The 21,177-nt window shown below is 49.7% G+C and carries 17 protein-coding genes and 1 pseudogene; 5 read left to right on the top strand and 13 right to left on the bottom strand.

Annotated features, from left to right (window positions below; translation table 11 throughout):
* Window positions 1-193: 193 nt before the first annotated feature.
* Complete coding sequence (gene acnB / locus ACUVQO_RS16110) at window positions 194-2,788, bottom strand: bifunctional aconitate hydratase 2/2-methylisocitrate dehydratase (protein WP_445926867.1); 2,595 nt, start codon at window positions 2,786-2,788, stop codon at window positions 194-196.
* Window positions 2,789-2,982: 194 nt separating this feature from the next.
* Here acnB and ACUVQO_RS16105 point away from each other — a divergent pair, with 194 nt between their 5' ends.
* From ACUVQO_RS16105 to ACUVQO_RS16095, 3 genes are all read left to right on the top strand, one after another.
* Window positions 2,983-3,144, top strand: a complete 162-nt coding sequence (locus tag ACUVQO_RS16105; protein WP_445926866.1) for a hypothetical protein — start codon at window positions 2,983-2,985, stop codon at window positions 3,142-3,144.
* A gap of 22 nt (window positions 3,145-3,166) precedes the next feature.
* Entirely contained in the window at window positions 3,167-3,412 is a 246-nt protein-coding gene (locus ACUVQO_RS16100) for a hypothetical protein (protein WP_445926865.1), read from the top strand.
* Window positions 3,413-3,511: 99 nt separating this feature from the next.
* Window positions 3,512-4,381, top strand: a complete 870-nt coding sequence (locus ACUVQO_RS16095) for a BMP family lipoprotein (RefSeq protein WP_445926868.1) — start codon at window positions 3,512-3,514, stop codon at window positions 4,379-4,381.
* 150 nt (window positions 4,382-4,531) lie between these two features.
* Here the strand turns inward: ACUVQO_RS16095 and kdpC are convergent, their stop codons facing one another.
* From kdpC to kdpA, 4 genes and pseudogenes are all read right to left on the bottom strand, one after another.
* Complete coding sequence (gene kdpC, locus ACUVQO_RS16090; RefSeq protein WP_445926864.1) at window positions 4,532-5,176, bottom strand: K(+)-transporting ATPase subunit C; 645 nt, start codon at window positions 5,174-5,176, stop codon at window positions 4,532-4,534.
* A complete protein-coding gene (locus tag ACUVQO_RS16085; RefSeq protein ID WP_445926863.1) occupies window positions 5,176-5,460 on the bottom strand; it encodes a potassium-transporting ATPase subunit F in 285 nt (94 codons plus the stop codon). The genes kdpC and ACUVQO_RS16085 overlap by 1 nt, the downstream gene beginning before the upstream one ends.
* Window positions 5,461-5,544: 84 nt before the next feature.
* Window positions 5,545-7,686: a potassium-transporting ATPase subunit KdpB gene (gene kdpB, locus ACUVQO_RS16080; RefSeq protein ID WP_445926862.1), complete on the bottom strand. Its 2,142-nt coding sequence runs from the start codon at window positions 7,684-7,686 to the stop codon at window positions 5,545-5,547.
* 84 nt (window positions 7,687-7,770) lie between these two features.
* Window positions 7,771-9,431: pseudogene (gene kdpA / locus ACUVQO_RS16075) on the bottom strand (potassium-transporting ATPase subunit KdpA).
* Between the two features lie 1,191 nt (window positions 9,432-10,622).
* Here kdpA and uvrB point away from each other — a divergent pair.
* On the top strand, window positions 10,623-12,683 hold the full coding sequence (gene uvrB / locus ACUVQO_RS16070) for an excinuclease ABC subunit UvrB (RefSeq protein WP_445926861.1): 2,061 nt from the start codon (window positions 10,623-10,625) through the stop codon (window positions 12,681-12,683).
* Between the two features lie 42 nt (window positions 12,684-12,725).
* Here the strand turns inward: uvrB and ACUVQO_RS16065 are convergent, their stop codons facing one another.
* The 3 genes from ACUVQO_RS16065 to ACUVQO_RS16055 all read right to left on the bottom strand — a co-directional run bounded on the left by ACUVQO_RS16065 (window position 12,726) and on the right by ACUVQO_RS16055 (window position 16,711).
* Window positions 12,726-13,448 carry a PHP domain-containing protein gene (locus ACUVQO_RS16065; RefSeq protein WP_445926860.1) on the bottom strand — a complete coding sequence of 241 codons (723 nt, stop codon included), beginning with the start codon at window positions 13,446-13,448 and terminating at the stop codon, window positions 12,726-12,728.
* Between the two features lie 193 nt (window positions 13,449-13,641).
* Window positions 13,642-15,441 (bottom strand): signal peptide peptidase SppA, encoded by a 1,800-nt coding sequence (gene sppA, locus ACUVQO_RS16060; protein WP_445926859.1) that lies wholly within the window; start codon window positions 15,439-15,441, stop codon window positions 13,642-13,644.
* Between the two features lie 142 nt (window positions 15,442-15,583).
* The gene (locus ACUVQO_RS16055) at window positions 15,584-16,711 is read right to left on the bottom strand and encodes a geranylgeranyl reductase family protein (protein ID WP_445926858.1); all 1,128 of its coding nucleotides are present in this window, start codon (window positions 16,709-16,711) and stop codon (window positions 15,584-15,586) included.
* Window positions 16,712-17,179: 468 nt separating this feature from the next.
* Here ACUVQO_RS16055 and ACUVQO_RS16050 point away from each other — a divergent pair, with 468 nt between their 5' ends.
* Window positions 17,180-17,377, top strand: coding sequence for a family 2 glycosyl transferase (locus tag ACUVQO_RS16050; protein WP_445926857.1), 198 nt, complete (start codon window positions 17,180-17,182; stop codon window positions 17,375-17,377).
* A gap of 194 nt (window positions 17,378-17,571) precedes the next feature.
* On the opposite strand, the gene frr is transcribed toward ACUVQO_RS16050, so the two are convergent.
* The 5 genes from frr to ACUVQO_RS16025 form a co-directional block, all read right to left on the bottom strand.
* Complete coding sequence (gene frr / locus ACUVQO_RS16045) at window positions 17,572-18,120, bottom strand: ribosome recycling factor (RefSeq protein ID WP_445926856.1); 549 nt, start codon at window positions 18,118-18,120, stop codon at window positions 17,572-17,574.
* Window positions 18,107-18,835, bottom strand: coding sequence for a UMP kinase (pyrH, locus tag ACUVQO_RS16040; protein WP_445926855.1), 729 nt, complete (start codon window positions 18,833-18,835; stop codon window positions 18,107-18,109). Before pyrH ends, frr begins: the two co-directional genes overlap by 14 nt.
* 193 nt (window positions 18,836-19,028) lie before the next feature.
* Window positions 19,029-19,586: a thioredoxin family protein gene (locus ACUVQO_RS16035; RefSeq protein ID WP_445926854.1), complete on the bottom strand. Its 558-nt coding sequence runs from the start codon at window positions 19,584-19,586 to the stop codon at window positions 19,029-19,031.
* A gap of 103 nt (window positions 19,587-19,689) precedes the next feature.
* Entirely contained in the window at window positions 19,690-20,598 is a 909-nt protein-coding gene (speB, locus tag ACUVQO_RS16030; protein ID WP_445926853.1) for an agmatinase, read from the bottom strand.
* A 144-nt stretch (window positions 20,599-20,742) separates the two neighbouring features.
* The coding region (locus ACUVQO_RS16025; protein WP_445926852.1) for a hypothetical protein at window positions 20,743-21,177 on the bottom strand (435 nt) is incomplete at its 5' end.

Genomic DNA, 21,177 nt, shown 5'->3' with positions numbered 1-21,177 from the left:
GGCGAAGATAGTTGGACGGCAGCGTCCCGCAAAAATAGCTCGATGCCAGGGTAATAATAAAAAGTCCTCTTGATAATTGACAAGAGGACTTTTTGGTTTTCAAAGAGGCATATTGTTGGCACAATACAACTGGTATAACGTAACCGTCAGTATTGTTGAATTGTTGACTGACGGCTGCGTTGTGGTTCCCCAGTTAATGAACTGCAATTGTAGTTAACTGAGCTTCATCCTGCTTTGTGATAACTCGACCTTCCTCTTCAAATCCAGGAATTTGATCGAAATACAGGTAACGGTAAAGGTCATCTGCAAATGGGTCAATTTTCTTGGTGACGATATTAGTGTATTCTTCAACTGTGGGAATGCGACCGAGTAGCGCACAAACGGCGGCCAGTTCGGCCGATCCTAGATACACCTGAGCACCTTTGCCCATCCGGTTGTTGAAGTTACGGGTGGAGGTTGAGAAAACGGTGACTCCATCGGCGACCCGGGCTTGATTCCCCATACAGAGTGAGCAGCCAGGCATTTCGGTTCTGGCTCCAGCAGCGGCGAAGATGCCGTAATATCCTTCTTCACGCAGTTTTTGTTCATCCATACGAGTCGGTGGTGCAATCCAGAGGCGTACCTTTACTGGTCCTTCGCCTTCCAGTACCTTCGCTGCTGCCCGGTAGTGGCCAATGTTGGTCATGCAGGAGCCAATAAACACCTCATGAATCGGATCACCTGCACATTCGGACATCAGCTTGATATTGTCTGGGTCATTGGGTGCTGCTACCAGGGGTTCTTTGATTTGATCCAGATCCACTTCTATTACATCGGCGTACTCTGCATCTGAGTCAGCAAACATTAAGATGGGATTGGCTAACCACTCTTCCATCTTGCGAATGCGGCGCAGAATTGTTCGGGCATCGCCATAGCCACGAGCGATCATGTTTTTCAGCAGGGAAATGTTTGATCGCAAATAAGTTGCCACTGTATCTGTACTGAGCTTGATGGTGCAACCTGCCGCCGATCGCTCTGCTGTTGCGTCCGTCAGTTCAAAGGCCTGTTCTAACTGTAGGTCTGGTAAGCCTTCCATTTCGATGATCTTGCCAGAGTAAACATTTTTCTTGTTGTCCTTAGCGACCGTCAGTTTTCCTTCCTGAATCGCTACATAGGGAATGGCATTGACAATATCCCGCAGGGTGACACCTGGTTGGAGTTGCCCTTTAAAGCGCACCAAAACTGACTCCGGCATATCCAGTGGCATCACGCCCAGAGCTGCGGCAAATGCAACCAGACCAGAGCCTGCTGGGAAAGAGATGCCCAAAGGGAAGCGAGTGTGAGAATCGCCACCTGTACCTACGGTATCCGGCAACAGCATCCGATTTAGCCAAGAGTGGATAATGCCGTCCCCCGGACGCAGGGAGACACCACCCCGTGAGGTAATAAAGTCAGGTAATTCTTTATGAGTCTTAATATCTACAGGTTTGGGATAAGCGGCAGTATGACAAAAACTTTGCATCACCAGATCCGCACCAAAACCAAGACAGGCCAGTTCTTTTAACTCATCGCGAGTCATCGGGCCAGTCGTGTCCTGAGATCCCACTGTGGTCATCACAGGTTCACAGTAGGTGCCTGGACGTACACCTGGAAGACCGCAGGCTTTGCCAACCATCTTCTGCGCTAGAGTATAGCCCTTCCCAGTATCGGCAGGTAAGGTGGGACGGGCAAAGACAGGACTGGGTTCTAATCCCATTGCTGCCCGGGTTTTATCGGTGAGGGTACGACCAATGAGTAGCGGAATTCGGCCTCCTGCCCGGACTTCGTCCAGAATCGTATCGGGTTTGAGGGTGAAGGTAGCAATCACCTCACCAGCCTCATTTGTGATCTCGCCTTTGTAGGGATGAATCGTAATTACATCGCCAGTTTCCATCTGGGTGACATCGCACTCAATAGGTAGCGCACCGGAGTCTTCAGCAGTGTTGAAAAAGATTGGTGCAATTTTGCCGCCCAGGATATAGCCGCCTGTATGTTTGTTGGGAACAAAGGGGATCGGTTGCCCAATGTGCCACAGAACCGAGTTGATTGCAGATTTGCGAGACGAACCAGTACCAACCACATCTCCAACATAGGCAACAGGATGGCCTTTTTGCTTCAATTCGGCCAGGGTTTGTAAGCCTCCCGGCATCCGACTTTCCAGCATTACGGTAGCGTGCAGGGGAATGTCCGGGCGGGTGGTGGCATGGGGAGCGGGAGACAGGTCATCAGTGTTGGTTTCGCCTGGGACTTTGAAGACTGTGACGGTAATGGATTCTGGCAATTGAGGCCGACTGGTGAACCATTCTGCATTCGCCCAGGACTCCATCACCTGCCTGACATACGGATTTCCCTGTTCGGCCAGGTCTTGAATGTCGTGAAAAGCATCGTAGACCAGAAGTATTTTGCTGAGGGCAGATGCAGCGGTGGTAGCTAACTCCTGATCAGGGGATTGCAGCAGTTCAATCAGGGAGTGGACGTTATAACCACCCATCATAGTGCCCAGCAGTTCTACCGCAAATTTGGGACTGACCAGTGGACTGGTAATTTCGCTTTTAGCGATCGCCGTCAGAAATCCGGCCTTCACATACGCCGCCTGATCCACTCCTGGCGGTACACGGTCGCGCAATAATTCCAATAAAAACTCTTCTTCTCCAGCGGGCGGATGTTGCAGCAACTCCCCTAGCTCGGCCATTTGTTCTGCACTCAAAGGCAGTGGAGGAATTCCCAGGGCAGCGCGGTCAGCAGCATGTTTACGGTAAGACTCAAGCATAGGTCAACATCTCAGAGAGCGATACAGAATTTTCTATCAATGCGGAATTGTTTTAAGGCTAAGAGTATCCCTTCCCTTGCATTAATACAGTTCAGCTCGATACCCAATCCCAGTTTAAGGATTGCAATCAACTAGCATAGGGCATTCGGGCTATTTCCAGTATCGCTCGCCAAACCATTTGCTGGCAGAGGCAGATGATTGTAGACAGAGTGAATTTTGATAACTTTGATACATTTATTGATAACACGATCGCCTTAATTGAGAATCAGGATGACTGTAATCACGAAGGCCCCTTACTTTGTGCAGACAAAGGCTTTTTGAGTTTTCAGGCATCCACGGTAGAATCCAGCTCATGAACCTGAGTGTGAGAAGTGTACGATGCAAGTCAAAGTCTCTGATTTTTTGTCTTCTGCGAGCGCTTTCAAGGTTGCCAAACGCTCTTGGCCTGTAGCTGCATTGAGCCTGTTGTTGGGAGCCTGTAGTAACCCGACTCCTACAGCCTCTCCCCCTACCGCTGGTTCACCTGCGGCTGGAGGTGGTTCCAAAGATTTTGCAGTTGGCCTGGTATTGGTAGGCCCCAAAAACGATAAAGGCTGGAATCAGGCGCATTACGATGGGGTTTAGGAGGTTGTAAACGCTCAGGGATATAAACTTGAATACGCTGATAAGGTCAACCCTGGCGATCGTCCCAATGTTACGGGTTCTCAGGTAGCAGATGAGTTAATTGCCAAAGGGGCCAAAGTTATCATCTTTAGCTCTGATGATTTTAAGGATGATGCCCTGGAAACGGCCAAAAAATATCCTGACATTCCGATCGTGCATACCTCTGGAGATTACGCCTGGAAAGAGGGCAAAAATTTCAAGAACCAGCCCAACCTGGGAAATATCATGGGTCGAATGGAATACGGCAAGATGATTGCGGGGTGTGCAGCGGCACTGAGCACAGAAACAGGCAAAATCGGCTACCTTGGCCCCTTAATCAATGATGAGACTCGCCGCTATGCGTCAGCTGCCTATCTGGGAGCCAAGCATTGCTGGGAGAAATACCGGAAAAAAGACCCGCAAGATTTGAACTTTAAAGTCACCTGGATTGGCTTCTGGTTTAACATAACAGGCAAAACGCTCGACCCGACAAAAGTTGCCGATGATTTTTATAACAGTAGTTACGATGTGGTCATGTCCGGCATTGATACGCCAGAAGCGGCGATTCAGGGCAAAAAGGCAGCGGATGCAGGTAAGCAGGTGAAGTTTGTTCACTATGACTTCAAGCAAGGGTGTGATCTGGCTCCTGATATCTGCCTAGGTGTTCCCTACTATAACTGGGCACTTCCCTATGGCAAGGCGTTACAGCAAGCTGCAGCAGGTCAGAAACCCAATGATTTTGTCTGGTTAGGCCCAAATTGGAAGGATATCAATGCGCCGGATTCCATGATTGGCTTTGTCAAAGGAAAAGCATTGGGAGACAATGGCAAGTTCATTGATGACTTTGTCAAAAATATGGGTAACGGCAGTGTCAAGCGAAGCGACTGGGCCGTTGCCGCAATGAACCATCTTCCTCAGTGCTCGTTTCCCCCTGCCCTGAATTTTGCATGATGATCAAATTTTCGGTTTATCTGCCATTTCCCCGATCGCTCGTTTACACCACCTACCGCGATCAGCTGGTGGATCTTGTTCTCTTTCTGCCAGGCATTCGACAAATTGAGGTGAAATCTCGTCATGCAGCAGATGGGGTTATTCGTTTAGTCAATGAGCAGGCTTCAACGCATCCAGATCCAGGTTTAGCTTCAGCACGTTCACACCGGGTTCACCAAAGATACCTAAGAAGCGTCCCTCGGTATTCTGTTTAACCAGTGTCTCTAGTTGATTGGGCTGCAGGCCGCGTGCTGCTGAAACCCGTGCAATTTGTGCTCTTGCGGCCTCGGGGGTGATGTGGGGATCCAGGCTAGAACCAGAGGTGTAAACCAAATCAGCCGTGGGTTGGATGCCTGCTTTTTGCAGGGTGGGAATGGTGCCTACGATCGCTTTCTGCGGATCAGGATCAGCCTTGCCCTGAATCCGATTTAGTAAATCCGGGTTGCTGGGGGCCAGGTTGCTGGCACCGGATACGCCTGTCTTCAAAACTCCAGCATCATCTTTCTGCGGATCTGCTGTGCTGTAATTAGTGGTGCTAGGGCGACTATTGAAGTAGCGATCGCTGGTAAAGGGTTGACCGATTAGGGCTGAACCAACCACCTGACCCTGAGCATTTTTGATCAGACTACCGTTGGCCTGGAAGGGAAAGACAATTTGTCCAATGGCCAGCATCCCCAGGGGATAAATCAGGGCTGTAATGATCCAAAGTACTAGGGCCGATCGCATGGCTCTACTGGCCTCGCGTAGAAAACTCATTAGAATTTCTCCGGTACGAACATGACAAAGAACAGATAGATGGCCAAAGCAAGGGTTCCCAGTCCCAATAGCCCAAAGGCCCAGGATTGGGTGCGAGACAGTTCGTTGCCACTGGCAGCATAAACGACTGGAGCCAGAATGAGGTTAAAACAGTGGGCCAGAAACAGGTATAGGGGTAGCTTTTGTCGGCACCATTCTGACCAGAGTTGGGAAATTTCTGTAAGTGTCGGCGCGATCGTTAGCAGAGATGGAAGCGATGGTTTTAGAGAATTGAGTTTCATCATTATTGAATTTCATCACTGTTAAATGAGGTTTAGTGATTTGTAGGATGGGTTTGTAAAGCATAACCCATCCTACTAGGGCTGCGATTACGATAGGGGTAGAATCAGGTCGATTGCTTTAATGGCAATAAAGGGAGCGATGATGCCACCTAGACCGTAGATCAGGATATTTCGGCGGAGTAACTGATCGGCGGTGAGGGGGCGAAACTGTACCCCTTTCAGAGCCAGGGGAATTAAAGCAGGAATAATCAGGGCGTTGTAGATGAGGGCAGAGACGATCGCAGATTCTGCACTTTTTAAGCCCATGATATTTAAAGCACCAATTCCGGCAGCGGCAAAGATAGTGGGAATAATGGCGAAATATTTGGCGATGTCGTTGGCGATCGAGAAGGTGGTTAAGGCTCCACGGGTAATCAAAAGTTGTTTGCCGATCGTTACCAGATCAATTAACTTTGTTGGGTCGGAATCTAAATCTACCATGTTGGCGGCTTCTTTAGCAGCTTGAGTGCCAGAATTCATTGCTAAACCGACATTGGCCTGAGCTAAGGCGGGAGCATCATTGGTGCCATCTCCGGTCATGGCGACCAGTTTTCCCTGGGATTGTTCTGAGCGAATCACATCGATTTTGTCTTCCGGGGTGGCTTCAGCAATAAAGTCATCCACACCTGCTTCCTGAGCAATCACCGATGCGGTAATCTGATTATCTCCGGTGAGCATGATCGTTTTCACGCCCATCCGCCGCAGTTGGTCAAAGCGTTCCCGCAGACCGGGTTTAACGATGTCTTTTAGGTAAATCACGCCATAAATGTCATTTCCCTTGCAAACTGCTAAGGGAGTGCCCCCCAAGTGCGAAACCTGCTCATACGCTGCATCCAGAGTTGCCGGAACCTGTCCGCCCCGCGATCGCACAAAGCCTTTAATCGAATCCACCGCCCCTTTACGAAACTCCTGTCCTGCCACATCTGTACCGCTCATCCGGGTGCGAGCCGAGAATTCCACTCCTGCGGCGGTGTGGATATCAAAATTGACCGTGCCTCCCAACTTTTCTGCCAGTCGGATGATCGACCGTCCTTCTGGGGTTTCATCGAACATGCTGGCAGCTAAACAGACGTCAGCCATCTCCTCAATGGAATGACCGTTGACGGGAATAAACTCGTCGGCTAATCGGTTACCCAATGTAATCGTTCCGGTCTTGTCAAGTACCAGCGTATTCACGTCGCCACAGGCTTCTACCGCACGTCCAGAGGTGGCAATGACATTAAACTGTGCCACCCGATCCATACCAGCAATCCCGATTGCGCTCAACAATCCGCCGATTGTGGTGGGGATCAGGGCTACTAGCAGCGAGATCAGGATTGCAATGCTGGCACCGGAGCGGAAGGCATTGGCGGCGGCTGTACCCAATGTCGTTTCAAGAAAGTTGGCGATGTAGTTGGCGATTGGTGAAATCGTAGAAACGACAATCAGGAATACCAGGGTTAAAACCGCCAGCAACACGGTCAGCGCAATTTCGTTAGGGGTTTTGGTGCGGGACGCACCTTCTACCAGGGCAATCATGCGATCGATAAAACCCTGTCCGGGATCCTGAGTAATTCGCAGCAGTAACTCATCCGAGATGATGCGCGTGCCCCCCGTGACCGAACTCATAATATCTGTACCGGGTTGTTTCAGCACTGGCGCAGACTCTCCCGTAATCGCCGATTCATCGACGGAAGCAATCCCTTCAATCACTTCGCCATCTGCCGGAATCATGTCTCCTGCGATGACTTTGACTTGATCGCCGCATCGCAATTCGGTGGAACTGACCTCCTGAATTGTGCCGTCTGCCAGCACTTTACGAGCCATTGTGTCCGATCGGGTCGATCGCAATGAATCTGCCTGAGCTTTGCCACGTCCCTCTGCCACTGCCTCGGCAAAATTGGCAAATACCACAGTGAAAAACAGAATGGAAGTAATCATGCCATTCAAAACTCGTTGCTGGGTTGCATCCGCCTGAATGGTGCCAAACAGGTTGGGGGCAATCGTAACCAGGAAGGTGACAATGGTGCCCAACCAGACCACAAACATTACTGGATTTTTTACTACGATGCGAGGGTGCAGTTTCAGGAATGCCTCTTTGATGGCTCTCTGATATAACCCGCTGAGTTTTGCCTTGGGGGTGTGTTTACGGCTGTCGCGAGGGCCATGAGGTAAGCGGAAGGGTCTTTTATCAGTGGAATTAGATTGCATAAATGCCATTTTGGATTTTGGTGTATTTAGAATCAAAGTTCTTTAAAAACTCCGAGTTCTGGGAATGCGGGCGATCGCGGGGCGCTACCCTCCTCTGGCAATCTGAAAGGCTTCGGCGATCGGCCCCAGAGCCAGTACGGGAAAGAAGGTGAGTGCACCGAGGATGAGAATCACACCCGCTGTGGCCCCGATAAACAAGCCGGTATCGGTGCGCAGCGTCCCGGTGGTCATGGGAACAGGCTGTTTGCGCGACATGCTATCGGCCAGTAACAGCAGGGCAACGATCGGCACGTAGCGCCCCACCAGCAAACTGAACGACGCACTCAAATTCCACCACAATGCCGAAGCTGCAGGCTGACTGTCGAGCAGTCCTTCAAAGCCAGAGCCGTTGTTGGCAGCCGCAGAGGCATACTCGTACAGCACCTGAGTTAACCCATGAAATCCAGGGTTGGTAATGCCGTTATAAAACCCCTGAGCTGTTGCGTCTGCGGGAGCACTGGGCAGGGAAAGGGCGATCGCTCCTGGCAACAGAATCGCGATCGGATGCACCAGCAGCAGTAGAAAACTGGCCAGCACCACTTCCCGTTTCTCGATCTTGCGTCCCAAAAATTCGGGAGTGCGACCTACCATTAATCCTGTAACAAACACTGCCAGAATCAGGTAGGCAAAGAGATACGCCGTACCTGTGCCCTGTCCGCCCCAGATGATTTGCAGCAGCAGGTTTGAGAAGATGACAAAGCCACCATTAGGCATAAAGGAATCGAGCATGCTATTCACCGCACCACACATTGTTCCTGTCGTCATGGTGGAGAATAGCGCTGACTGTGCCCAGCCAAACCGGACTTCCTTTCCTTCCAGGTTGGGAGCCGGACTGCCTAAAAGTTCATTCACTGCAGGATTGCCATTGTATTCGCCGATCGCGTTAATGATCACAAACACCACAAAAATTGTCATCACCAGGCCATATACCAGCCAGGCTTGCTTTTTGTTATTGGCGAATACTCCATAGGTGTAAATGAAGGAGGCCGGAATCGCCACCATGCCCACAATTTCCAGCAGGTTGGTGAAGCCGTTGGGGTTTTCAAACGGATGAGCAGAGTTGATGGCAAAGAACCCACCGCCATTCTCACCCAGTTCCTTCATCACCTCATAGTGAGCCACCGGGCCAAGGGCGATCGCCTGACTGACCTTCGAATCTTCTAACGTTGGAAAGACGGCTGGCCCTGCGAGGGTTTCTGGCATCCCTGCTGCAATACAACAATCGTCGCTACAATGGCGATCAGCAAATAAATCCGAGTGATTGTCCGGATCAAATCGACATAAAAGTTGCCCAGGGGCCTGCCTGTCAATCCTCGAATAAAGGCTACCCCAACTGCCATGCCAGTTGCCGCTGAGACGAAAAACATATAGCCTAATCCAGCAAACTGGGAGAAGTAACTGTAAGTTGTTTCACCCGAATAGTGTTGCTGATTGGTATTGGTAATGAATGAAATAATGGTGTGCAGATTGGTATCCCAGGTCGGGGAACTCAAGCCAGTGGGATTAACGGGGAGCCAACCTTGATTAAATAAAATCAATGCCAGCAACAGTGCCATTGCTACATTGCTATACAGTACCGCCCTGGCATATTGCCAACCCGTCATGGTTTCCTGCGATCGACAGCCACTCAAGCGATACATGAAGGCTTCAACTGGATTTAAAATGGGGTCAAGCCACGATCGCTGCCCCAGGTAAACACGAGCCATATATCCCCCTAACAACGGGGTGATTGCAACAACAATCAAAATTGTTAGTGCAATTTGAAACCATCCTTGCAACATGATGTTTGACCTATCTCTAATCAATAATAATGAATGATTTCTTGAGATTTACAATGTATAAATTTGACTAAATATAACCTTTAATGGCTGGTATATAGAGTTGCATAACAAAGTGTTTAGCCAATTTAAGTGTATCTACACTTGCAGTGTATCTATACTTGCAGATATAAACCTTGTCCAAGTCCAGAACTATAGTTTCTCTTATAGGAAAACGACCGTTCTCTAGCTGGACTTGATTGAGTTTAAATCTAAACACCTGTCTAAACGCTGGTCTTCCTGGCGTGTGAACTCGACTTTTAGTGAATCGATCAGCTCTAATAAAAAGATTTACTTTTTTGTTAAATCTCCAAATGCTGCCGTTCAAACTGTTAATTAGTCCCAAAGATTGGCATCTCTCTATCGAACAAAAAGTCTGAAAAGACTAGTAAGGCAGGGTTTCATCAGAACTACCACGTTCATCAGAAACCCTATGAGCCAATAGCGAATTAAAGCAAGTCCGCCAAGCGCAATTGAACTGGCATGGAGTCAGGATGTCACTTCTGGCCTTGTTCCTGTTAGCGCTGCTGAAAGTCAAAATGCTCAACTTGAGGGAACTGTGTTTAGAGGATGTTTTAAAAGCCAGTCTCTTTTTTTTATCCTGGCGACTGAAGTCGCGGCTATACGGAGAAAACTTGAAGATGCAGGTTACTGAAAATCTTAATTTTATTGAGTCTGCGTCGGCAGACTGGGTGAGTGTAGTCGCGGTTTTAACCACCAGATACTTTTCAAACACCCTCTTGGGCTTTGAGGGAAGGACCTGGTTGACTGACAAAACCCTCTCGCCCTCATCCTAGCCCTCTCCCAACTTGGGAGAGGGCTAGGATGAGGGTGGTTTGGGTGACAACGCAAAAGATTTGTCAGTCGATCAGGGGAAGGGCGCTGCCAGAGTTAAGCTATAGAAGGTTGGATGGGAAAGATCGGATTTCTCTCAACAACCCCCATGCGTGATAGTTTTTCAATTTTCAAACTCGTTACACTGTAGAAGCGTCTGGTTGAGCGGTAGTTCAATCACTTTGCCACTGCCAATTGGGCGTGATTTGAGTTCAGCGTTATCAACTTTGGCCCTCTGTTTAACCTATGCCACAGTTCCAGATTCAAGCTCCATTTGAGCCAAAGGGCGACCAGCCAAAAGCGATCGCCCAATTGACCCAATACCTGAACAAAGGCCACCGTTATCAAACCCTGCTGGGGGCAACGGGAACCGGAAAAACTTATACGATCGCCCGCGTGATTGAAAAGATGGGCCGACCAACCCTGGTACTGGCTCACAACAAAACGCTAGCGGCTCAGTTGTGTAATGAGTTGCGCGAGTTCTTCCCCAACAATGCCGTTGAATATTTCATCAGCTATTACGACTATTACCAGCCGGAAGCTTATATTCCCGTCACTGACACTTATATCGCCAAAACCTCTTCGATCAATGAAGAGATCGATATGTTACGGCACTCTGCCACGCGATCGCTGTTCGAGCGACGGGATGTGATTGTCGTGGCTTCTATCAGTTGTATCTACGGTTTGGGGATTCCCTCCGAATACCTGAAAGCTTCTATTCCCCTGCGAGTCGGAGAAGAAATTAACTTACGGGGAGTGATTCGTGATCTGGTATCGGTGCAGTACAGCCGCAATGACCTGGAACTGGGACGAGGTCGCTTCCGGGTGAAGGGCGATGTGCTGGAAATTGGCCCTGCCTATGAAGACCGAATCATCCGTGTGGAGTTCTTTGGTGATGAAATTGATGCCATTCGCTATATCGATCCGGTTACAGGCACAACACTGCAAAGCATGGAAGGGGTCAACATTTATCCGGCTCGTCACTTTGTTACCCCCGAGGAACGTTTGAAGGAAGCCTGTGCGGCGATCGAGCAGGAATTAAAGGAGCGCCTGGCAGTCCTGGAAGGGGAAGGCAAACTACTGGAAGCTCAACGGCTGGAGCAACGCACCCGCTATGACCTGGAAATTTTGCGGGAAGTTGGGTTCTGCAATGGTGTGGAAAACTACTCCCGGCATCTGGCCGGACGAGAAGCCGGAGCGCCTCCCGAATGCTTGCTGGATTACTTTCCCAAAGATTGGCTGCTGGTGATAGATGAATCCCATGTGACCTTGCCTCAGTTGCAGGGGATGTATAACGGCGACCAGTCCCGTAAACGGGTATTGATTGAACACGGGTTCCGGCTCCCCAGTGCGGCAGATAACCGTCCTCTAAAAGCTGAGGAGTTCTGGGAGAAGGTAAACCAGTGTGTGTTTGTATCGGCGACTCCTGGAACCCGTGAACTGGAATTGTCCGACGGCGAGTTTGAGGTGAAAAGCGACGGCAAGAAGGAAACCAAGCTTTATCAGGCAGGGACGGGACGAGTTGTGGAGCAGGTGATCCGGCCCACTGGAGTTCTGGATCCGGAGATCTTTGTCCGACCCACTCAAGGCCAGGTGGATGATCTCTATGGCGAAATTCAGAAGCGGGTCAAGCGTCAGGAACGGACGCTTGTCACTACGCTGACCAAACGGATGGCCGAAGATTTGACTGAGTATTTTCAGGAACGGGGAATTCGAGTACGCTACTTGCACTCTGAAATTAATTCCATTGAGCGGATCGAAATCCTGCAAGATCTGCGAGAAGGAGAATTTGATGTCCTGATTGGCGTCAATCTGCTGCGGGAAGGATTGGATTTACCAGAAGTTTCCCTAGTCGCAATTCTGGATGCGGATAAGGAAGGTTATTTAAGAGCAGAGCGATCGCTGATCCAGACCATTGGTCGAGCCGCTCGTCACGTTCAGGGACAGGCGATTTTGTACGCTGATAACCTCACGGACAGCATGGATCGGGCAATTTCAGAAACCGAGCGCCGTCGCGCAATTCAGATGCAGTACAACGAGGAACATGGGATTACACCACAACCGATTGTTAAAAAGCAAAATAATTCTATCCTGGCCTTTCTGGAAGTCTCTCGTCGCCTCAATGCCCACGAGCTAGAGCAGGCCTACGAACATGCCAACGAAATTCCAATGGAAAACATCCCGGAACTGATCACACAACTGGAGGCCCAGATGAAAGAAGCGGCTAAGCAACTGGAGTTTGAAGAAGCCGCAAAATATCGGGATCAAATCAAGCATCTGCGAGATAGGCTACTTGGCAGACACTAGAGAATAGGTTCAAAAGAGGGGTAGGAAGAGGTATGAAAGGATTTATAGTCTCTGCAACAGACTCAAACCATGAGTATCGGTGCCACAGGTGTTCAGTAATCTGTGGGTAGAACTGAGACGTTGTACTCTCTCTGTTTGTTGGGGGCTGGTGCGCCAGGGAGTGGGATTATCGTAAGCGTAGTAGGTTTCAACACCATCGATTCCCAGTAGAGCTGCTGCCGCAATCAAATCTTCTGGCGATCGCCGATAGCGGACGGGGTGGGCCAGGACGGCTAAACCACCAGCAGCATGAATACTGGCAATCACTCGATCGGCTGCTGCATCGGTGTAATGAGGAGAATAGTGTTGCAAATAAGGCTGCATAGCAGAGCTGGTGAGATCAAAGGCATAGCCGAGGATGTGAACGTCCGTATCTAGAAGCCGGGAAGTCACTTCTACACCCGTCCATAATCGGGGAATCGAGACATGTGACTTATGACGCTGTTGGGCAGCCCAGCAATATTCCTCCAGCCAGCGATAGGCCCGCTGATATCCCTGTACTGAATGGTGATCCGTAATTGCTAGTCCTTCTAAGCCAATCGCGATCGCCTGCTCCATTAACACTTCTGGTTGTAGCCGACCATCTGAGCAGACCGTATGCATGTGGAAGTTAAATGATGTTGGGCAGCTTTCGGCATCCACTGTTTCAAACACCTGCCGCAGTGCTTGAACGTTACTTGGAGAAAAATGGGAAGAAAGACTAGCCTCAACCAGGTTCACGACCATAATGCCTCAAAAAGGTTCAGTAAGCGTGTCTATCCAATGACACAAACTTTAACATCAACTCTATCTTAACCTTCCTTTGCGTGGGGCTTTTTTCTACAGGAAAGTAAAGGAATTGTCAATCCCTGAGATCGCAGCCACCACCGGGCGATCGCAGCATGGGGATAAAAGATTGAGACAAATTTAATAAGAAAATTCAATCAATTCGAATGTTGTATGGTAAACGGGCGTAGATGCCCATTGGGTCGTTCAATGCTCGCAGAATCCAGAGATCGGCCTGCAGTTTTTTGAACTCTCGGGTTAAAGGATCTTTGGTGCCGCTAACTTTTGCAGCCGAGTCTGAGAAATTCTCCAGAAGTTGTTGCCCTAAGCTACGCGGTCTGGGGTACTCCTCTAAGCGCCAGTCATTACCCAGCTTGGCTCGCTTAGCCGCTTCCTGAATGGCAACCTGCAGTCCCCCAAAGTCATCCACTAAGCCGATCGCCTTCGCTTTCTTACCCGACCACACGCGCCCCTGAGCGATTTCGGCGACTTTGGCTTTCGGGAGTTTGCGGGAATCAGCCACTTTACCGAGAAACTCCTTATAAATTCGGTCTACTGACTTTTGCATCAAAGCCAGTTCTTCCGGCGTGCGGGGTCGAGAAAGGGTCAGCATATCGGCAAAGCGCCCGGTTTTCACAACATCCCAGGTAATGCCATTATTGTTAGCCAGCTTTTGAATGTTGGGGCGTAAGCCAAATACTCCAATTGATCCAGTAATGGTGTTGGGTTCTGCAAAGATGCGATCGCTATAGGTGGAAATCCAGTAGCCGCCGGAAGCCGCTACCGATCCCATTGACACAATCACGGGCTTCACTTTGCGAGTTAAAATTACTTCCCGCTGAATTTGATCCGAAGCGGTGACACTTCCCCCTGGACTGTTCACCCGCAAAACCACAGCTTTCACATCATCATCTTGCCGCAGTTCCCGCAATTGTTGGGCAAAGCGGCTGCCCCCGACCTGATCACTATCGCCATCGCCATCCACAATCTCACCCTCGGCATAGAGTACGGCGATCGTCTTGTTAGCTTTGCGACCTTTTTGCAATTTCTCTTGTGCCACCTTGGCGTAGGATTTTAGACTGATCTGGCGAAAAGTTTTATCGTTTTCCTTCTGGCCTGTCAGTTGTTTGAGTTGAGTAATAATTTCATCCTCGTAAGCTTGTTTGGTGACAAGTCCTCGCTTGAGCGCTTGTGCAGGCTCCAGAATGCCTTCACTATCCACAACGCTCTGTAATTGTTGGGGACTCAGTTTACGGTCTTTCCCAACTGTGACCAAAAATTCATTCCACAAGTCACCGATCAGTTGTTGGGTTTGTTCCCGGCTTTCTGGACTGCGCCTGGTTAACAAAAACGGTTCTACGGCGGATTTATATTTGCCTACCCGCGTCACCTGCATGCCAATCCCAAATTTTTGTAGTGCCCCCGCAAAAAAGGTGGTTTCCGAACTTAATCCGTTCATTTCCACGGAACCAAATGGATTAATCGCGATCGTATTGGCAGCGGAAGCCAGATAATACTCCGACTCCCGCCAGTTCACGTCATAAGCAAAGATTTGCTTTCCAGCAGCCCGAAATCGTTGTAGGGCTTCCCGAACTTCCTTCAAAGTGGCATACCCTGCGCCGACCCCGTCTTGGCTTGTATCCCCATACAGATAAATGCCGACAATTCGTTTATCTTGAGCCGCCTGATTAATGGCATCCAGGACAGACCGTAAGGGAATGGAGTCTTTACTGTCTCCTGTCAGAGTTTCCTCTAAAGCTCCTGCCTCTGTGCTGCGGGAATCGGTAATCTGAGTGGACAGGTCAAAGGTGAGGACAGATTTATCTTTGACCTTTGGCCCCGGATCTCTGGAGGCCAGTAAAATTACCAGGGAGAGGAAGCCTCCGATGCTGACTCCCATAAAAATGAGCAGTGCCAGGAGGCTGGCTAGAGTGTATTTGAGGAAATCGCGCATGACAGTCATCCCTAAACAATGGAGTGCTCGTTCTCTCCATGCTGACGTGAAACCTGGGAAGACGGCAAGGGAATTTCAATCGTGTCCAGATCGGAGTTTTTCCATCAAAGAAACTTCTGCTCTAAACCTGGTTGAAGGGTATTTACCCCATTCCTGGAATCAGGCCGCCGCTGAGTCGCTTAATTGCCGTGTTGGCAATGTCGGAGTAGCGCATCTGGCCACAGAGAATTCGCCCAAAGTAGACGGTAGCGGCTGGCCGTTTAATGCCCTGCTTGTAGCCCAAGCCAGGAAAGCGATAGAAGGCTCCAGCAATCCGGTGTGCCCAGGCCATGTCTGATCCCCATTCTTCGCTGACGGTTTTTGTGTAGTTTTCCAAAGCGCAGGAGGAACTTGCGAGAGCGGCATCGATCGCCTCAGCCGCTTTCACCCCTGTAAATATGGCAGGACGCACCCCTTCAGCAATCAGAGGATCAACAATACTAGCGGCTTCTCCGGCCAGAAGCGCATTTTGTGTATGCAATTTTTGATTGCCCTTCCACAGGCAGAGGGAATGGGTAAATTGCTTGCAGGCTGTGGCTGGAATTCCCACTTGAGTTGCATAATCTCCCAGCAAGTTTTGCAAATCAGAGGGGTCTCCACCTCGGAAGGTGGCCGCCGCAATGGAGCAGCCATTTTCTTTCGGGAAACTCGATAGATAGCCGTTTTTGACCATGCCAAACTCAAACCGGGCATCTAGATGTTCAGCTTCTGGGGCCACGGCTTCCAAAATTGCCCCTAGCCGTCGTTTTGGTTGTTTGAATCCCAGCCATTTGCTCATTGGGCCTTCAGCACCATCGGCAGCAATCAGGTAGCGACCTTCTACGGAGCCGTTGCTGGTGCTGACCTGCCAGCGATCGCTCTTAAACTCAATTCCCGTTACTGGCGTACTGTCTCGGACTTCGGCTCCTTGCTTTTGCGCCTGTTGCACCAAAAAGTGATCAAAAACATCCCGGTGTACCATCCACATTGGATCCAGGGCTTCTAGTTTAGCTTTTACGGGATCTTCCAGTTTCCAGGTATAGCCGATCGTATCTACCTTACGCGCAATCACCGGGCTGAAGTCAAAATCAAACCATTCTGCGATCGCGGGCGAAACTCCGCCTGCACAGGGTTTATAGCGAGGCAGGGAATGCTTTTCCAGCACTAGAACTGACCGTCCTCGTTTTGCCAGGTGATAGGCTGCTGCAGCTCCTGCTGGGCCTGCTCCTACTACAACACAGTCAAATACCATAACCAGAATTCTCCAATGGGTTAGATCAATTTGAATGCAACTATCACTTAGCCATACTGAATAGCCATACTTGGCTGGAGTCAGCCTATCAGGACAGGGCCGGGGGCATCCATCAAGGTTCAATGAATAGGTCATTAGATTGTGTGAAGTCTTGACTTGCGATCAACAAAACTCCACCTGATCCATAATTCACCTTACTCGCTGATTTCCAACAAACGGGTCAGCAGGATCACGGCATCCTTGCCAACAGTCTTTTCTCTAAAGCATCCTAACCGTAATATTGCGGATTCCGGTAACAGCATCATGGCCCTTCAAGATTTCCGCAATGGCTTATGTAGTCCTGTCTAGAGCACAATTTCAAGGATTGCACGGATTGAAAAGGTTAGATGAAGATCTAGGATCAAATCATGAGAAGTCTATGAAGAAGTGCATTTAGACTGGTTTGGATGGAACGGAGTGAATAAGACGATGGCCTGGCAAATCTGTATTCGTTATCCTAACGGGCAAGAGAAAGCCCTATGCGCTTATAAAAATCGCGAAACAGCCCTGAAACGGATCGATGCGATTTATTCCCAGGGCTATCCCATGCATGTGGCCTATGTAGTTCGACCGATCAAGCCCCTAGACCGCGATGACGAGGACGACTCTTACTTACAATTTGCCTAAAAAATTTTGCCAAAGGGCAGCAACCCGCCGGCAATCCTGGCGGAGTTGCCAAGCCATGTAGCTGTACACTTTACCCCGACAATCACCGAATTGAGCGTGTCTCCGTTTTGGCTAATTTGGAAGGGACGCAGTGGATCACAACATCCTGAACTCTGAGCAATGGGATGATCTACAGGGTCTACTGCGCTCCTTCTTCAAACCGTTGTAATATCTTTTTCTTTTTCTGCCAGCAGTTCATCCACTTTGGCAATGTATTTGTCGGTTAGCTTTTGAATTTTATCCTGCAGATCCCTGGCTTCATCTTCAGAAACTTCGCTGGCCTTCTCTTGCTTCCGCACAGAGTCCACGGCATCCCGTCGAATATTCCGAATCGCTACCTTGCCTTCTTCGGCAAACTTGGCAGCCATCTTCACCAGTTCTTTCCGGCGATCGCTAGTCAATGGGGGAATATTGATCCGAATCGTGGAGCCATCATTGTTGGGAGTTAGGCCCAGATCTGAGAGTTGAATTGCCTTTTCAATCAGATTCAAACTACTGCGGTCAAAGGGCTGAACCGCGATCGTGCTGGCATCAGGAGTCGTGATACTGGCCAGAGACTTCAGCGGGGTGGGAGATCCGTAGTATTCCACCATTACCCGATCCAGCAGGGAAGGGTTGGCCCGCCCCGTCCGAATCGTGTTGAACGACCGTTGAGTGGCCTCAACCGTCTTGTGCATATGATCCTCAACATCAGCTAACTTCACAAGAACCTCCGACAAGCGTTCCAATTTGCTCTCCCATCACGGCGCGACTAATATTTCCTGGAACGGAAAGGTCGAACACAATGATCGGAATATTATTGTCCTTACATAAGGATATGGCAGTACTGTCCATTACCCGTAGATCCTGGGTTAGAACATACCCATACGTCAGCGTATTATAACGGCGAGCGTTGGGATTAGAGCGCGGATCAGAATCATATACGCCATCCACTTTCGTGGCTTTGAATAATACAGCTGCGCCGATTTCCGCTGCTCTCAAGGCTGCCGTCGTGTCTGTGGTAAAAAAGGGATTGCCAGAGCCACCCCCAAAAATTACTACCCGGCCCTTTTCTAAGTGACGAATGGCCCGTCGCCGAATGTAGGGTTCAGCCACTTCTTGCATGGCGATCGCCGTCTGCACACGAGTTGGCACGCCATTTCGTTCCAGCGCGTCTTGCAGCGTCATGGAATTCATCACTGTTGCAATCATCCCAATATAGTCCGCCGTGGCTCGATCCATTCCCGCGGCGGCCCCTTTAATACCCCGAAAAATATTGCCACCGCCGACCACGATCGCTACTTGCACACCACTGGCTACAATATTGGCCACTTCCTGTGCAATATTCTGTACAATTTCCGGATCAATCCCATATTGCAGGTCGCCCATCAAGGCTTCCCCGCTTAATTTCAGTACGATCCGCCGATAAGTAACGCCCATGAGGTGCTTCCGCTCCAAATACCTTCCTAAAGATACTCTTTAGGAACCATTTCGTCTATTTAGTAAGTTGCTCAGGATGGTTTATCCACCTCAGGATATTGGTTATCCAGCCGCAGCGTCAGCGGTCATTGATCATTGGCCTGCACTGTTCGCAAATGACAAAGGAGCAATGACAAACGACAGCCCATACGGTTCAAGTTCTCCATTTGATTGAACACCCGATCGGTTCCGTAGAGCTAGGAGCCACCAGTGCACCACTTAGCACCTGAACGATCGCATCCCGGAAGAAGTGAATCTGGGCGGCTTCAGGGCGATCGGGTTGGTCATCAATGCACCCGCTGTAGCAGAGTACACCATCCTGGTTGAGAAGAAACACATGGGGGGTTTTCAGCGCACCGAAACTGTTTGCAACATCCTGAGTTTCATCCCGCAAATAGGGAAAGTTCAGTTGCTGATGCGTCGCAAACGTTTTCATTTGCTCCAACCCATCTTCAGGGAACTGAGTTGCATCGTTCGGGTTGATCCCAATTAGTGTGAAGCCTTGCGGTTCAAACTCGGTTTGCAGTTGTTTCAGGCGATTTAAGTAGAGCTTCACATAGGGACAATGGTTGCACATAAATACAACTCCAACCGCCCGAAACTTCTGCAGATAGCGGGCCAGGTGATGCACGGAGCCATCCACTCCTGGCAACTCAAAGTCTGGTGCATATCCCCCGATCGCAGTTCCCATCATTTCCATAGAATCACCCATTCAGTTACCTATGTTCAGATTTCATCGTACTGACATTTCGCCAAAACGCCCCTACCATCTCCTTTCCCATTCCCTGTTTCCTAGTCCCTACTTCCTATTCCTATTACCATCCCTTCGCCACAGCCTGGTATCCCACTAATTTATAAACCAATTTAGCGGCTGTAAACTCTGAAACGACGGAATCAGTAATGGGAGCCAGCTCCATGACATCGCAACCAATCACCTCATGATTTTGAAAGACCTGTTCCAAAAAGGTGAGCAAGCTGAACCAGTTGAGGCCGCCCGGTTCCGGCGTACCAACTCCGGGAATCAGCGTGGGATCAATACCATCCAGATCGATGGTGAGAAAGACTTTTTCGGTTTGAATGGCGGCTAGGGCACGCTGCATCCAGTCGGGTTGCAGGACAATCTCTCTGGCTCGAATGACTGTCAGTTGCCGCTCCCGAATTAGATCTGCCTCTTCTTTACAGATGCTGCGAATTCCAATTTGCACCGTCGGCAATTCCATATCCACAATTCGCCGCATGACACAGGCATGATTATGAATCGAGCCTTCATACTCATTGCGTAAGTCTCCATGAGCATCAATCTGCACCACGGTAAACGGTTCTCTCGGATGCGCCTGCCGATACGCTTCTACAATGCCCGTGGTGATACTGTGTTCACCCCCCAGGGAAATTACAAACTTGCCATCTGCAATCAACCGGGCAACAGTATTTTGCACCTCTGTCAGCATCTCTTGAGAGGAGACGTGATGGCCGTTGCGAGTATCAGCGATCGCTTTATGAGTATAAAGACCTACTGGCCACCATTCGCGATCGTGGTCATCGTCGTAATATTCCACCTGCTGGGAAGCATCCAGAATTGCGGCTGGCCCGTTTTCACAACCACGGCGGTAAGTTGTAGTAGCTTCGTAAGGAATGGGCAGGATGACAACCCGCGCTGTATCATAGTCTGCTGCTACATCCGGCCCCAAAAAGGGCAATGAAGAAGTTAAGGTCTGCACCTGCATCAGTTATTCCAATCAGCAACACTTCATCCTGACACAGTTCAGGAGCAAGTGGCATCAGGAGTCGTGCTGATATTCGGCATTAAGAGTCATTGGTCACTGCCCTTACAGATCCAGGGGATAAACCGAAGCTCTTTAAACACCCTGTTAAAATTCAACTTTCGTAATCACAGCCTTGTCTCCCTTTCTAAGGGGGATTGCAGTGAAGCTTGACTTTTCTCCTGCCTGCAATTGACTAGCTTCAGTTGTGGTAGAGCCAGAGTAGATCAACTTCCACTTAGTATCGCTTTCTCTCAGATAAGTTGTGTAATTGATCGTTACTCTGCCGATCGCTTTGCCAGTTCTATTTCTAACAGAACCGACTAGAATACCGGCATCATAATTCAATTCCGAAAATTCTATTCCGCGGGTGGCTTTCGTTCTCACCTCAACGATCCCTTTGGTATTCACCTTTTTCATCCCTAGGCTGGCAGGAGTAGCAGGCTTAGGCGTATTTTGGCGGCTAAGGGGTGGAGTTTGCTTATCTGGGCTGGCAGGAGTAGCAGGCTTAGGCGTATTTTGGCGGCTAAGGGGTGGAGTTTG

The sequence above is a fragment of the Leptodesmis sp. genome (assembly GCF_052746595.1).
The sequence above is the reverse complement of the archived record's forward strand: the minus strand, read 5'-3'. Positions and strand labels throughout refer to the sequence as shown.